Below are 14456 nucleotides of genomic sequence, written 5' to 3'. Positions count from 1 at the left end.
GGCACAACTGGACCACCGGAGCCACAGCCAAGCGATCCCTGATCGCCTACGACCACTGAGAACATCGGACTCATTCATCTAGCGGGCTTTACGCGAAGTCGGCGCCGAGAGTGACGTCCCGCCAGCCCTCGAACCCGGCCCGCAGGGTGTCCAGCCTGGCGGTGGCGATGTCGTACGCCGACTTGCCCAGCAGCAGCCGCAGTGGCGGCTCCTCCGCCCGGACCGCGCCGATGATCGCTTCGGCGGCGCGGTCCGGATCGCCGGGCTGTTGGCCGTACGTGGCCAGGGTGCTCGCGCGCCGGGCGCCCGCGGTCTCGGCGTAGTCGTCGAGAACGGTCGCCGACTGGCGCATCGACGGCCCGGACCAGTTGGTGCGGAAGCCCCCGGGCTCGACGATCGTCACCTTGATGCCCAGCGGGCCGACCTCGGCCGCCAGGGACTCGGAGAGGCCCTCCACGGCGAACTTGGTGGCGTGGTAGTAGCCGGTGGCGCCGAAGGCGACCAGCCCGCCGACCGAGGAGATGTTCACGATGTGGCCGGAGCGGCGGGCGCGCATCCCGGGCAGGACGGCCCGGGTGACCTCGGCCAGTCCGAAGAAGTTGGTGTCGAACAGGGCGCGGACCTCGTCCTCCTCACCCTCCTCGACGGCGGCGAGATAGCCGTATCCGGCGTTGTTGACCAGCACGTCGATGCGCCCGAAGGCGGCCTCCGCCTCCTTGACGGCCTCCGCGACCCGGCCGCTGTCGGTGACGTCGAGCGCGAGGGCCAGGGCACGGTCCCCGTGCCGGGCGACGAGATCGGCCACCGTCGACGTATCGCGGGCGGTGACCACGGCACGCCCGCCACCGTCGAGGACGGCGGTGGCGAGGGCACGGCCGAGGCCGGTGGAGCAGCCGGTGATGAACCATACGGAGTCGTTGGTGCTCATGCGAAAAAGTCCTTCTGTTCTTGCTGCTCTTGCTGCTCTTACTGTTCTTGCTGTTCTTGCTGTTCTTGCTGCGGTGCCTGTGGGCTTCCGTCTCCGGCGGAGAGACTCCCGAGGAGCGACAGCGCGTGTTCGGAGGGGCTTCCCGGCTCGGCCTGGTAGACGACCAGCTGCTGCCCGGGGGCGCCGTTCACCGTCAGCGACTCGTAGTCCAGCGTCAGCTCGCCGACCACGGGATGCCGGAAACGCTTGGTCTCGTGCGCCTTCTGGCGGATGTCATGGCGGGCCCACAGCCGCCGGAACTCCTCGCTGCGCAACGACAGTTCGCCGACCGCCTCGATCAGCTGGGGGTCGTCGTAGTCGGTGCCGACGGCCGCCCGCAGTCCCGCGACGGTGCTGACGGCCACCCGGTCCCAGTCCGGGTAGAACACCTTCGCGTCCGGATCGAGGAACACCAGCCGCAGCAGATCCCCGCTGTGGGCGTGGCCCTCGAACAGGGCCCGGCCCAGGGCGTTGTGGGCGAGCACGGTCAGACAGCGCCCCAGCACCACGGCCGGGGTCCGGTGCCAGTCCTCCATCATCCGCAACAGCACCGGGCTGACCCGCTCCCCGCGTACGCCCTTCCGGCGTCGCGCCGCGGGCACGGGACGCGCCAGCTGATGCAGATGGGCCACCGCGTCCTCCTCCAGCCCCAGCACCCGGGCCAGGGCGTCGACCACCTGCGCCGAAGGATGCCGCTCCCGGCCCTGCTCCAGCCGTACGTAGTAGTCGGTGCTCACCCCGGCGAGCATCGCCACCTCTTCCCGCCGCAGCCCGGCCACCCGGCGCCGCGCACCGGCGGGAATCCCCAGGTCCTCGGGTCGCAGCAGCTCACGGCGGGCCCGCAGGAACTGCCCGAGCAGGTTCTCGCTGTCCACGCTGTCCTTGCTGTCCATGTCTTCGACGCTACGCCGCCGCGCGGCCGGCGGGGGCGCCGGAAGGTGGCCGTGATCCTCCTAGGATGACGCCGCCGAGGTGGATCGCGGCCTGGAACCGCCCCCGACCCCCGGCAACGCTGGCCCCATGACCACGCAAAACCTCCCCTTGTCCGACCGAACCGCGGTGATCACGGGCGCCACCAGCGGAATCGGCGCCGCCACCGCCCGCCGCCTGGCGGCCGACGGGGCACACGTCGCCCTCCTGGGCCGCCGCGAAGACCGCCTCAAGGCCCTGGCCGACGAGCTGGGCCCCACGGCCCCCGGTACGGTCCTCCCCCTGGCCGTGGACCTGACCGCCCCCGAGGCCCTCGCCACCGCCGCCCGCACGATCCGTTCCACCCTCGGCCGCATCGACCTCGTCGTGGCCAACGCCGGCGTGATGCTCGGCGCCCCCTTCGAGACCGCGGCCACGGACGAATGGGACCGCATGCTCGACACCAACCTGCGCGCCCTGCTCCACACCGCCCGCGCCTTCACCGACGACCTCATCGCCACCGCCGCCGAGGGCCGCCCGGCGGACCTCGTCCACGTGGGCTCCGTAGCCGGACACGTCCTCTACCCCAACTGGTCCGTCTACGCCGCCACCAAGGCCGCCGTGGCCCACCTGACCCGCAACCTGCGCGCCGAACTCGGCCCGCGGAACGTGCGTGTGAAGAACGTGGAGCCCGGCGTCACGCTCACCGAACTGGGCGAGGACATGCACGACAGGGACATGCGCCAAACCCTCACCCGCATGCGCGCCACCCTCCACCCCCTGAGCCCCGAGGACATAGCGGAAGCGATCGCCTTCGCGGTGGCGGCCCCGCCGCACGTGAACATCGCCGAACTGGTGGTGGTCCCGGTCCAGCAGGGCTGACCGACGCCCCGCCATCACGGGACATACCCTTCCCCAGTGAGCGACCTCTACGAACTACAGCTGTCCCTGGACCTCCCCGGCTCCCTGCCCGCCTCCGACCTCGCCCTGATCCGCCGACACCTGGGCGAGGGCGGAGAGCAGACGCCGGAGACGTCCAACCCCCTGGCGGAGTACCCTCTTCTCTCCGCCAGGGGCCCGGCCCACCGCATCGGGGGAGCCCTGGTCGGCGAACTGCTACCCGGCCCGCGCGGCTGGGCGCTGACCGTACGCCAGGAGGTGCACCCGGACGAGTTCGACGCCCTCCGAACCCTCCTCACCTGGCTGGCCACCAGGACGACGACCGTCGGCACCATCGGCTACGTCCGCTTCCTGGAATCCGACGTCCCCGACGCCCTGATCGCTGCCCCGGACGGCATTCACCGCCTGCCCCTACGCCCCGGCTCACCCGCCCGGCACCTGCTCCCGGACGGCGAGGAGTAGCGCGCCACTGCCGGGATTGCGCCCACCCCCGCGAGCGCTCACCACAGCTCGACCCGACGAGCCCCCACGACCGCACCGATACGCCCCACCACCTCCTCAGCAGCCATAACCCCCACCTGCCGCCCACCCCGCAACCGCAGCGCCACGTGCCCCTCGACGGCTTCCTTCGCGCCGATCACCACCTGATACGGCACGAGCCGGGCGCCCCGGACCCGAGCCCCCAGCGACCCGCGTTCCGGCCCCTCCACCCGCGCCCGCAGGCCCCTCTCCACACACCGCTCCACAAACGCCTCGGCATGCTCCACCTCGCCCTCGGACACCGGCAGAACCACCACCTGCACGGGCGCGAGCCACCCCGGAAACGCACCCCCATGCACCTCCACGAGCTGGGCGACAGCCCGCTCGACACTGCCGATGATGCTGCGGTGGACCATCACCGGCCGGTGCTTCGCACCGTCGGCGCCGACGTACTGCAAACCGAACCGCTCCGGCTGATGGAAATCCACCTGCACAGTGGACAAGGTGAACTCCCGCCCCGCCCCATCGGCAACCTGCACATCGATCTTGGGCCCATAAAACGCGGCCTCCCCCTCCCCCACCTCGTACGGCACCCCAGCCCGCCGAAGAACCTCCCCCAACACCCCAACCGACCGCCCCCACACCTCGGAACCCGCCACGAACTTCCCACCGTCCCCCGGCAACGAAAGCCGATACCGCACCGCCCGGATCCCCATCGCCTCATACGCCCGCCGAATCATCCCCAGGGCCCCCTCCACCTCCCCCGCGACCTGCTCAAGAGCACAGAAGATGTGCGCGTCATTGAGCTGCATCGCCCGCACCCGAGTCAACCCACCGAGCACCCCCGACAACTCGGCCCGGTACATCCCACCCAACTCCGCCATCCTCAGCGGCAGCTCGCGATAGCTACGCGCGCGAGACCGGTAGATCACCGCATGGTGCGGACACAGACTCGGCCGCAGCACGACCTCCTCACCGCCCACATCCATCGGCGGAAACATGTCGTCGCGGTAGTGCGCCCAGTGCCCCGACACCTCGTACAGCTCCCGCTTCCCGAGCACCGGCGAATACACATGCCGATACCCCGCCCGCCGCTCCTCCCCCCGGATGTACTCCTCCAACGCCTCCCGAACAGCCGCCCCATCCGGCAACCAATAAGGCAGCCCCGCCCCAATCAACGGATCGGTGTCGAACAACCCCAACTCGCGGCCCAGCTTGCGGTGGTCGTACACGACATTCCCCTCTCGTCTGCCGAGACGAGCGCCACCACAAGCCGAAGCCCCGGGGCACTCGCCCCGGGGCTTCGGATCAAGACATCGATCAGCGCGCCGGGACTCTGTCCGGCGTCGTCGTCATACCAGCGCGCTTCATGCCGAGACCGTACCAACCGACCACCCACCCACGCCCGCCCTTTTTCATCCCGCCGTGTGGCCTCGGCCCTCCAGCGCCGGAGATCCCATCGCGGTAAGGCGCGTGGCGCTGCGGTAGGTGGAGATGCCCAGGGCCAGCAGCCAGTAGCTGAAGATCGCACCCATCAGGGCGGTGGTGCCCCAGCCGTTGGCCGCGTAGAAGTTCGCGGGGGTGTTGCCGAAGAACAGGGACGGCACGAAAGCCAGGTTGACCCCGGCCAGGACGTATGCCGACCGACCGGTCCACCGCGGGAGAAGGTTCGTGTGGGCGATGATGTAGCCCACCGAGGTCAGGAAGAAGGCCAGCATGAGGCGGGAGATCGACCCGTAGAGGATGTACGTGCCGCTGACGGTGATGGTCGGATCGATCGGGTGGTCGACGGCGATGACCGCGCCGGCTTCCAGGCCGCTGGAGACCAGGGTGACCGTCACGTAGACCAGTCCCGTGGCAAAGGCCATCGAGCCCACCCACTCATATGCGGGGCTCACACGTCTGACCAGTTCACGAAAGGCCGTCACGAACACGAGCAGGAACGCGAGCGCGACAATCCCGATCAGCAGCCTGGCCAGGACGTTCGAGTCCGGCGGCGGACCCGAGTAGATGAAGTACAGGGGCACTTCGATGATGAGGGCGCCAGCCGTGGAGATGCCTGCTATGCCGGTGATGCGTCTGGCGATGGTCTCGTTCATGAGCGGCCCCCGGCTGTCCCTGTGGTGGATTCCTCGTCAGTTCATCTACTGACGAAGTGAATCCTGCCGATCCAGACGCTCGTCGTCGGTGGGCCTGAACACCGGATATGGGGTGGCTCTACCGACACCCTCCTCGACGGGATGACCCCTACCACCCTGGCCGCCGCCGGGGTCCGGCATCAGCCCGGGCTGGAGCGGCCGTGGCGCCAGTAGCCCTGGAAGGCGATGTCCGGCTTCGGGACGCCCCGGTCGCGTACCAGGTGGCGGCGTAGGCCGGTGGCCAGGGTGGCTTCTCCGGCTACCCAGGTGTAGAACCGGCCCGGTGGCGGCAGGGGGAGGTCCTTGGCGGCTTGCAGGGCGAGGCTGCCGGGCAGCAGGGACGCGTCGTTGCGGGGCAGCCAGTGGACGCGGGCGCCTTCGGGGGCGGTGATGTCCGGGCGGATGTCCGCGGTGGTGGGGACCTCCAGGATGACGTCCGCGGACAGCGACGCGGGGGCGTGTTCGAGGATGGCCAGGATCGCGGGGACGGCGCTCTCGTCTCCGACGAGGAGTTGCCGTTCGGCGTGCCGCGGTGGCAGGTAGGACACGCCCATGTCGAAGATGCCCGCCGGGTCTCCGGGGCGGGCGTGGCGGGCCCAGGTGGAGGCCGGGGTGTCGCCGTGGAGGGCGAACTCGATGTCGACCTCGCCGAGTTCGGGGCGGGCTTGCCGGATGGTGTAGTTGCGGACCCACGGTCTGCGGGATTTCGGCAGGAGGAGCAGTTCCGCCATCCACGCCTCGTTGGAGAGGGTCGGCATCCTCAGCCGGTCCTGCCCCTCGCGCGGGAAGAACAGCCGTACGGTCTGGTCGAAGCCCACGGGCTTCAGGTGTTCCAGCTCCGTTCCGGCGAGTGTGATGGTGGAGAAGGTGGGGGTCAGCTTGGTGTTCCTGCACACCTCCAGCGTGATCATCCGCCGCGTTTCGGGGGTGCGCACCTTTGGGAGCATGACTTGGTTCGGTTCCCTTCGCGGTAGCTTGCGCTCAGAGGTCCACGACGAGTTGGGGGGACCGGGCTCGGGACACGCAGGCGTACATGCGGCCCGCGGGGGCGCCGATGTCGTCGCGGTGTTCGGGTTCGCCGCCCAGAAGGGTGAGCTCGCAGCTGCCGCACACACCTTCGCGGCATCCGGACGGCACCGGGTATCCGGCGTGGGTCAGGGCGTCCAGCAGTGATTCGTCGGGCGGCACCTGGACCGTCCGCCCGGACCGGGCGCACACCGCCTCGAACGGTGTATTGGGGGCGGACGTCCTGGTCACCGGCTGGAACCGCTCCACGTGGAGCCGTTCGGCCGGGAACGCGGCCTCCGCCGCGGCGAGCATCGGCGCGGGGCCGCAGCAGTAGACCAGGGCATCGGGGTGCAGGGCGGACCGCTGGGCGGCGAGGTCCGGTCTGCCGTGGTGGCGTGTGGCGACGATCCGCACCACATCACCGTGGAGAGAAAGCAGTTCATCGGCGAACGGCATGGTGGCGGGCGACTGGCCCACGTACACGAGTGACGCCGGGACGCCCGCTGCGGCCGCCGCCCGCAGCATCGGCAGGATGGGGGTGATGCCGATGCCACCGGCGAGGAAGAGGTATTCCGGCGCGGGTACGAGCGGGAAGTGGTTCCGTGGCAGCGACACGTCGAGGGTGCGGCCCCGGCGCAGGAAGCGGTGGACGTACTCCGAACCGCCCCGGCTGAGGGGATCGTGCCGTACGGCGATCCGGTAGGCGTCGCGGTCCGCCGGGTCCCCGCACAGCGAGTACTGCCGGGTCAGCCAGTTCGGCAGGGCCAGGTCGATGTGGGCTCCCGGCTCCCAGGGCGCCAGCGGGCCGGTGGTGCCGCGCAGGACGAGGGAGACGACGTCCTCGGCGATCTGCTCGATGTGGTCGAGGGTGGTGTGCTGCATCTGCTGCATCGGTATTCACCTTGTGGCGTGGTCAGTAGAGCTTCCGGTAGCTGTCCTGGAGGGTGCGTTCGAGGAGCTCCGGGTCGATGTCCAGTCCGAACTGGGCGGCGGCGATCTCGCCGATCGGCGGAATCTCCTCGGCGAGGGCCTGGCTCGCGGGGTCCCACAGCCGGGACCGGACGAGCGCGCGGCCGCAGTGGAAGTACGCCTGCTCGACCTCGACCACGATGGCCAGCTCCGGTGTTCTGGCCTCGGTCCGCATCCGGGCGAGGACATCGGGCTCGTCGGTGGGATAGCCGCGGCCGTTGACGCGCAGCATCTCCCGCAGTCCGGGGATGAGGAAGAGCAGTCCGACACCGTCGTTCTCGGCGAGATTGCGGAACGAATCGGCGATTTTGTTGCCGGGGCGGTCGGGAATCGCGAGGGTGTGGTCGTCCAGGACCTTCACGAACCCCGGGTAGTCGCCGCGGGGCGAGCAGTCGGCGCGCCCCGACGCGTCCGCCGTGGCGAGGGTCAGGAAGGGCGAATGGGCGATGAAGAGGCGGAAGTAGTCGTCGATACGGTCACGGATCTTGGCCTCGATCACGGCTTCGGGTTCCCCGAGCCGGGCGCGGACCTCGGCCGGTGACATCCGCCGGGGGCGGGCAGGGGCATGCGTCACGAAGGCTCCTTCGGAGAATCAGGCGGAGGCGGCGGGCGCCGGGACGCGCGTCGCTCAGCTGTTTCCACCCACCTGTAAACGGCCGTCTCTCACCGCTTCGCCGCAGGTCATGGCACTATTGTGAGCAATTGTTCAGGTGCCGCGCTACTCGCTTTCGGGGCGCCGTCCAGGAGGTGTCATGACGTCGAGCCATCGTGGACTTCAGCCACGTAAACAGCCGCGCCAGGTCCGGGCCGAGCTCACCCGGCAGCGCATCCTCACCGCCGCTGCTCACGTTTTCGCCGAGTACGGCTACGCCGCCGGGACCACCAACCGCATCGCCGAGCACGCCCGGATCTCGATCGGCTCGCTGTATCAGTACTACCCGAACAAGGACGCCATCCTGGTCGAGCTGGTGGGCCGTCACCTCGATGACGGGATAGCCGCCACCAGGCACCACTGGGACGAAGAGCCGCCCGACTCCCTCGAGGGCATCCTCCGCGCCCATGTGCGAGCGGTGATCGAGAACCATCGCCACGATCCGCATCTGCTCCGCGTGATGTTCGAGCAGGCACCGCGGTCGCCCGAACTGCTGGCGAAGGTGCTCCGGTTCCAGCGGGAACTGATCGACTACGCACAGGAGTTGATCGAAACGCACCCGGAGGTCCGGGTCGAGGACACGTACGTCGCCGCCCGGCTCCTCGTCTCCACGGTGGAGCTGGTCATCCACCAGCTCATCGCCGAGCCCGACCCCCTCGACGCCACCCGGCTCGAGAACGAACTCGTCGCGATGCTCACCCGCTACCTCACCCTCGGGTAGGTCGGGCAGGCCCGGGCGCCGGACGCAGGCCACGCAGCAGCACGGTGAGTCCGCCGATGAACTCCTGCTCCGCGCTGACGTTCCGCGCGTGCCGCGCGGTTTCGCTCATGTACGGGAACTCGTCCGGCGGCAGGGCGGAGACGGCGACCGTGCCCTCGCCGGCCAGGGGCCCGAGGTGTTCCAGCTGGATCGCCCCGATGACGTAGGCGAGCAGGCCACGCAGCGCGACGACCCGTTGCTCGCCCGCGAAGCCCGCCTCGGTGAGGATGGCGAGCACCGTCTCCGACCAGCGCAGCACGCCGGGAGAGCGGTGCCGGTGGGTGAGCGTCAGCGGGACGACCGACGGATGGGCGCCCACGGTGTCGCGCAGGCGCCGCACCATGACCTCGACGCGCGCACGCCATGACGCGCCCGGGGGCGGCGGCTCGGTGTCGACGGCGCCGAGGACGAGCTCCACGACGAGCCGCTCCAGTTCCTCGCGGTCGCGTACGTACCGGTAGAGAGCCATCGTGCTCAGGCCGAGCTCCTTGGCGACCGTACGCATCGACAACGCGGCGAGTCCGTCTCGGTCGATGACGGTCAGCGCGGCGGCGGAGATCTGGCCGGGGGTGAGGGAGCGGGGTCGTGGCATGAGGGTTGACAGCGTACGGCATACGCTTACGCTCGTAGGTGTACGGCCTACGCCTACGAAGGGGGAACCACATGTCCCAGTCCCGCACGGCATCTCGCACGGCCCGGAAACGCAGGATCCTGCGCCCCGGCGACCAGGTCACCACCCGCGAGCTGAGCCCCGTCACCGGACCCGCGCTCACCGTCCCCGCGCCCGACGGGCGCCTCACCCACCTCCAGTTCCGCCGCTTCGCGGGCTGCCCCGTCTGCAATCTGCACCTGCGTTCGGTGACCGTCCGGCATCCGGAGATCGAGGCGGCGGGCGTTCGCGAGGTCGCCGTCTTCCACTCCCCCGCCGTGGAACTGCGGCAGTACGCGGACGCGCTCCCGTTCGCGCTGATCGCCGATCCCGACAAGCACCTGTACGCGGAGTTCGGCGTCGAGTCGGCGCCCCGCGCACTGCTGGACCCCCGGGCGTGGCTCCCCGTACTGCGGTCGATCCTGCGCAGCACGGCGATGCTGGTGCGCGGGCGCGAAGGTCTTCCGTCCCGGCGTCAGCCGCACGGCCGCCTCGGCCTCCCCGCGGACCTCCTCATCGCCCCCGACGGGACCGTCCTGGCCGCGAAGTACGGCGAGCACGCGTACGACCAGTGGACGGTGGACGAGCTGCTGGACCTGGCCTCCCGCGCGCCACGGTCGTAGCCACAGTCGCCTCCCGGGCCCCGGAGCGGCGGAGACCGACGGATCCCACTTTTGGCTTTCCTCACCATTGGTGCCTGCCATAGTGACCCCATGACCGACGCGTACGAGCGGATGATGCAGGCCAACCAGGCGAACTGGGACGCCCGGACCCCCGTCCACCTCGCCAGCCGGTTCTACGGGGTCGACGAGGAGCCCGATCCCTCGCGGTGGTTCGCCCCGTGGGAGTGGGACGACCTCGGCGAGCTGGCCGGGCGCGACGTACTGCACCTCCAGTGCCACCTCGGCACGGAGACGATCGCCTTCGCGCAGCGCGGGGCGCGGGCCGTCGGGCTCGACTTCTCCGCGGCGTCCGTGGAGGCGGCGACCGGCATCGCGGCGCGTGCGGGCGTCGATGTGACGTACGTGCGGGCCAATGTGTACGACGCCGTGGAGGCCCTCGGCGGGCGGCGGTTCGACGTCGTCTACACCGGCAAGGGCGCGTTGTGCTACCTCCCCGACCTGGACCGTTGGGCGGGCACGGTCGCCGAGCTGCTGCGTCCCGGCGGCCACGTGTACCTCGCGGAGTTCCATCCCCTCCTCAACGCACTCGGACCGAAGCCCGCCCCCGGAGAGGGCCCCGAACTCCTGCTCCGCCACGACTACTTGGGCGGCAGCGGCCCCGTGCACCGCGACGCGACGCACACGTACACGGACGGCCCGGCCGTCGAGGGAGCCACCGACAGCTACGAGTGGATGCACGGGCTGGACGAGGTGATCAACGCCCTGGTCGGAGCGGGTCTGAGCATCCGGCGGCTGCGCGAGTCGGCAGAACTGCCCTGGCCCCGCTGGCCCCACATGACGCGCACCGCGTCGGGCTGGTGGCAGCTGCCGGAGCCACGGATCCCGTTGCTGTACGGGCTTCTGGCGTGCCGTTGAGCGAGGGGCCGGGGTGGCGACCGCTGACCCGGAGTGGCGATCGCTGACCGGAAAAGCATTTCAATGGTGCACGAATGACGAAACAGTGGCGGGAGCGAAGAGTCCAGCCATCGGCTGGTCCACAACAACACATAGGGCCTCAAGAGGAGACCGCATGCCACCCGCCGCCGCTCCCCCGCGTCTGTCCGTCGTCCTCGATACCGATCCCGGGGTGGATGACGCCTGGGCGATCTTGTATCTGGCTGCCCAGCCGGACATCGAGATCGTCGCCATCGGGGCCGCGCACGGCAACGTGCCCACGGCCACGGCGGCGGCCAACGCCCTACGCGTGCTCGACGTCGTCGGCCTGGACCACATACCGGTTGCCGTCGGGCATCCGACTCCCCTTCAACAGCCCTTGCACACGTCCGAGTTCGTCCACGGCGAGGACGGCCTCGGTGGCGGCGCCGGTCCCACGTCACCGCGCCGGACCAGCCCGGAATCGGCGGCGGACCAGCTCGTGCGTCTGGCCAGACAGCGCCCGGGCGAACTGACGTTGCTCGCGCTGGCCCCGCTGACCAATATCGCCCTCGCCCTCCGAACGGAACCGAACCTCCCTCGCCTCCTGCGCCGCGTGGTCCTCATGGGCGGCGCCTTCCATGTCCCGGGCAACGTCACCGCCTGGGCCGAGGCGAACTCCGCTCACGATCCGGAGGCGGCGGAAGAGGTGCTGCGCGCGGGGTTCGACCTGACCATGGTGCCGCTGGACATGACCGAACACGCATGGGCCGACGAGTTCTGGCTGAAGCGGATCGCGGATGCGGACACCCCGGCGGCTCGCTTCGCCACGTCCGTACTCGACGCCTACGTCGCCCTCTACAGCAGCGCCCGCGGCAGCGTCGGCTGCGTCCTGCACGATCCACTCGCCGCCGCCATCATGGTCGACGAGTCCTTGGCCACCTACGAGGAGCACCAGGTCATGGTCGAGCTCGCGGGGCACACGCGTGGCGCCACGCTGGTCGACGGACGGAAGTTCACCATCAGCCACGGCGGCATCCCCGACCAACGGCCACCGATCCGGATAGCCGCCACCGTGGATGCCGCCACCGCCATGGACCGTATCCATCGCGCTCTGGCCACACCCTGATCCGGCGAGCCCGTGGCCGCCGGGGCTACGGTGCCACCCGTGCCACGCCTCCCGTCTCGAGGGCCGTCCAGAGGGCGCCGTCGGGGCCCAGGGTGATGCCGTGCGGTTCGGATGACGGTGACGGCAGGGCGTACTCGGCGATCTGAGCCTTCTCCCCGCTCGCTGTGATGCGACCCACGCGGTTGGCTCCCCACTCGGTGAACCAGCACTCCCCCGTGGACACCCCGACGATGGCGTGGGGTTTGGCGGCGCGGTCGGGAAGCGGGAACTCCTCGATACGGCCGTCCATCGTGATCCTGCCGATCTGGCCCGCCACGATCTCGACGAACCACACGGCGGTGCCGTCGCTGGTGATGCCCACGGGTCCGGCGCCCGGCGTGGGCAGTGGGTGGACGGCGGTGTCGCCGTCGGTGGTGATGCGGCCGATGGCGTTCGCCTGGTTGAGGGTGAACCACAGGGCGCCATCGGGGCCTGCGGTGATCGCCGAGGGAAAGCCGCCCTCGACGGGCAGAGGGAACTCGGTGGTCTCGCCATTGCCGGTGATGCGGCCGATCCGGTCGGTGTTCATTTCCGTGAACCACACCGCACCGTCCGGACCGGCGGTGATGCCGTAGGGGCCGCCGTCGGGCGTCGGTACGGAGAAGGGCTCCGCTTCGCCGTTGACGGTGATGCGGCCGATCCGGTGGTCCTGGTACCGGGTGAACCACAGGGCGCCGTCGGGCCCGGGGGCGATGACCGTAGGACGGCACGTCGGCGAGTCCAGGGGGTATTCCTGGAGTTGGCCGTCGAGGGTGAGCCGCGCGATGCGACCGCTGTGCACGAGGGTGAGCCACAGGGCACCGTCGGGACCGGCCGCGATGCCGTAGGGCCCGGCGTCCTGGTCCGCCACCGGGATCTCCCTGATGGCCGGGTCGGGGCGTTCGCTCGCTGTTCCGGTCACCACCGCACCCTGTCGAGGAGAGGGCGGCGCGTGCAACTGCTTTTCCCGGCGTCATCTGGCCCCCTTGATGAACATGACGGCGACGGCACCCAGGAGGGCGAATCCGGCGGCGCTGACGTAGAGGACCGCGTAGTTCGAGCCGCCTCCGATGGCGAGGAACAGGGGCGCGATGGCGGGCGCGACGCTCTGCGGGAGGGCGTTGGCGATGTTGAACAGCCCCATGCCCTTGGCGGCTTCGGTCTCGCTGTCGGGCAGGACGGAGACCACGAGCGCGTAGTCGACGCCCACGTAGACGCCCTGTCCGAGTCCCGCGACGGCGATGCCCGCGATGAAGCCGGTCAGCGTGGAGGAGACCGCGATGACGCCCATGCCGATGCCGAACAGTACGGACGCCACCGCGATGAAGACCTTGCGGCGCTGGAGCCGGTCGGACAGCCAGCCGCTGACGTTGCTGCCGAGGACGACCCCGATGGCGAGGACGAGCATGGCCCAGCTCAGGATCGAGGCGGCCCGGTCCGAGCTGTACCCGAGGTGGTCCATCAGGAAGTACGTCTTGTAGGTGAGCAGCAGGGCCTTGCCGGTCCACACCAGGAAGCGGCTGACGAACGCCCAGGCGAAGTCGCGGTGGCGGAGGGGGTTGATCCACAGGCTGCGCGGAATGTCGAGCCACGTCCGGGGCGGCACCTCGCCCTTCCCCCGGGGGACTTCCTTCAGGTAGAGGGCGAAGACCACGACCAGGACCAGGCCGATGGCCGCGGGGACGATGAACATCCCCAGGCCCTGGGTGCCGGTGGTGGCGATCAGGAAGGTGCCGCTGACGGTGGCGACCTGGTTGGTCATCCCCATCAGCCCGGAAACGGTGCCGCGGCGTTCCTCCGGCACCCGGTCGGGGAGGATGGCGATGAGGGCGGCCATGGCGGCGTTCATCGCGATCTGGGTCAGGCACCAGCCGACGAGGACGACGGGGATGCTGGGCGCCGTACCGATGACGAAGAGGGACGCGCCGCCCACGAGGGTGCCGACGACGACGAACGGTCGCCGTCGTCCCCACCGGGAGGTACAGCGGTCGCTGAAGTGCCCGAAGACCGGGTTGGCGACCATCGCGAAGATCGCTCCGACGCCCGCCACCAGGGCCAGCGACGACGTCTTGCCCTCGGGGTCGAGGGCGGCGATGCGCAGGGACAGCGTGACCGAGGCCGGGGTGAGCAGGGCGATCCAGACGCCGATGATGGCGAGGATGTAGAGGGCGGTGAAGACGCCGCCGACGCGCTGGCCGGTCAGCCGGGCGGATCGTTCCGGACTGCTTTCGGTGTCGGCGGCCGCGACGGGGGCGGCGTTGGGTGCGGGTGCGGACACGAGTGACTCCTTGGGTTCTCGGGCGGGAGCTTCGGTGGGCGGGGCGTGTGGGGGCGGGGCGTGG

At 70.3% G+C, this 14456-nt stretch carries 16 protein-coding genes; 6 read left to right on the top strand and 10 right to left on the bottom strand.

The features are described from left to right. Positions 1–88 precede the first annotated feature (88 nt). Together EEJ42_RS42360 and EEJ42_RS42355 are read right to left on the bottom strand one after the other, a co-directional pair. On the bottom strand, positions 89–928 hold the full coding sequence (locus EEJ42_RS42360; protein ID WP_123107463.1) for an oxidoreductase: 840 nt from the start codon (positions 926–928) through the stop codon (positions 89–91). 38 nt (positions 929–966) lie between these two features. Continuing rightward, positions 967–1860, bottom strand: coding sequence for a helix-turn-helix transcriptional regulator (locus EEJ42_RS42355; RefSeq protein ID WP_221179486.1), 894 nt, complete (start codon positions 1858–1860; stop codon positions 967–969). Between the two features lie 127 nt (positions 1861–1987). Here EEJ42_RS42355 and EEJ42_RS42350 point away from each other — a divergent pair, with 127 nt between their 5' ends. Continuing rightward, a complete protein-coding gene (locus EEJ42_RS42350) occupies positions 1988–2758 on the top strand; it encodes an SDR family oxidoreductase (protein ID WP_184503529.1) in 771 nt (256 codons plus the stop codon). Between the two features lie 36 nt (positions 2759–2794). Beyond that, positions 2795–3238 carry a hypothetical protein gene (locus EEJ42_RS42345; protein WP_123107461.1) on the top strand — a complete coding sequence of 148 codons (444 nt, stop codon included), beginning with the start codon at positions 2795–2797 and terminating at the stop codon, positions 3236–3238. A 38-nt stretch (positions 3239–3276) separates the two neighbouring features. On the opposite strand, the gene thrS is transcribed toward EEJ42_RS42345, so the two are convergent. The 5 genes from thrS to EEJ42_RS42320 form a co-directional block, all read right to left on the bottom strand. Then, entirely contained in the window at positions 3277–4488 is a 1212-nt protein-coding gene (gene thrS, locus EEJ42_RS42340; protein WP_123107460.1) for a threonine--tRNA ligase, read from the bottom strand. Between the two features lie 183 nt (positions 4489–4671). Beyond that, complete coding sequence (locus EEJ42_RS42335) at positions 4672–5355, bottom strand: hypothetical protein (RefSeq protein ID WP_123107459.1); 684 nt, start codon at positions 5353–5355, stop codon at positions 4672–4674. A 179-nt stretch (positions 5356–5534) separates the two neighbouring features. Continuing rightward, positions 5535–6341 (bottom strand): siderophore-interacting protein, encoded by an 807-nt coding sequence (locus EEJ42_RS42330; RefSeq protein WP_123107458.1) that lies wholly within the window; start codon positions 6339–6341, stop codon positions 5535–5537. A 34-nt stretch (positions 6342–6375) separates the two neighbouring features. Next, the gene (locus EEJ42_RS42325; RefSeq protein WP_123107464.1) at positions 6376–7284 is read right to left on the bottom strand and encodes a PDR/VanB family oxidoreductase; all 909 of its coding nucleotides are present in this window, start codon (positions 7282–7284) and stop codon (positions 6376–6378) included. 31 nt (positions 7285–7315) lie between these two features. After that, positions 7316–7945 carry an MSMEG_1061 family FMN-dependent PPOX-type flavoprotein gene (locus tag EEJ42_RS42320; protein WP_123107457.1) on the bottom strand — a complete coding sequence of 210 codons (630 nt, stop codon included), beginning with the start codon at positions 7943–7945 and terminating at the stop codon, positions 7316–7318. A gap of 178 nt (positions 7946–8123) precedes the next feature. On the opposite strand from EEJ42_RS42320, the gene EEJ42_RS42315 reads away from it, so the two are divergent. Beyond that, positions 8124–8744, top strand: a complete 621-nt coding sequence (locus tag EEJ42_RS42315) for a TetR/AcrR family transcriptional regulator (protein ID WP_123107456.1) — start codon at positions 8124–8126, stop codon at positions 8742–8744. Here EEJ42_RS42315 and EEJ42_RS42310 read toward each other — a convergent pair. Continuing rightward, a complete protein-coding gene (locus EEJ42_RS42310) occupies positions 8731–9375 on the bottom strand; it encodes a TetR/AcrR family transcriptional regulator (RefSeq protein ID WP_123107455.1) in 645 nt (214 codons plus the stop codon). The genes EEJ42_RS42315 and EEJ42_RS42310 overlap by 14 nt on opposite strands. 71 nt (positions 9376–9446) lie before the next feature. Here EEJ42_RS42310 and EEJ42_RS42305 point away from each other — a divergent pair, with 71 nt between their 5' ends. The 3 genes from EEJ42_RS42305 (at position 9447) to EEJ42_RS42295 (ending at position 12096) form a co-directional block, all read left to right on the top strand. Further along, the gene (locus EEJ42_RS42305; protein WP_123107454.1) at positions 9447–10055 is read left to right on the top strand and encodes a peroxiredoxin-like family protein; all 609 of its coding nucleotides are present in this window, start codon (positions 9447–9449) and stop codon (positions 10053–10055) included. Between the two features lie 90 nt (positions 10056–10145). Next, a complete protein-coding gene (locus tag EEJ42_RS42300) occupies positions 10146–10970 on the top strand; it encodes a class I SAM-dependent methyltransferase (RefSeq protein WP_123107453.1) in 825 nt (274 codons plus the stop codon). 154 nt (positions 10971–11124) lie between these two features. Continuing rightward, a complete protein-coding gene (locus EEJ42_RS42295) occupies positions 11125–12096 on the top strand; it encodes a nucleoside hydrolase (protein WP_123107452.1) in 972 nt (323 codons plus the stop codon). Between the two features lie 25 nt (positions 12097–12121). On the opposite strand, the gene EEJ42_RS42290 is transcribed toward EEJ42_RS42295, so the two are convergent. After that, positions 12122–13039 (bottom strand): Vgb family protein, encoded by a 918-nt coding sequence (locus tag EEJ42_RS42290; protein ID WP_123107451.1) that lies wholly within the window; start codon positions 13037–13039, stop codon positions 12122–12124. A 48-nt stretch (positions 13040–13087) separates the two neighbouring features. Beyond that, positions 13088–14392 (bottom strand): MFS transporter, encoded by a 1305-nt coding sequence (locus EEJ42_RS42285; protein WP_123107450.1) that lies wholly within the window; start codon positions 14390–14392, stop codon positions 13088–13090. Positions 14393–14456 lie beyond the last annotated feature (64 nt).

It is taken from the genome of Streptomyces botrytidirepellens, from assembly GCF_003721215.1.
GTDB classification, from domain to species: Bacteria; Actinomycetota; Actinomycetes; order Streptomycetales; family Streptomycetaceae; genus Streptomyces; species Streptomyces himastatinicus.
Note: the sequence above shows the minus strand (reverse complement) of the source record. Positions and strands in the feature narration are given on the sequence as shown.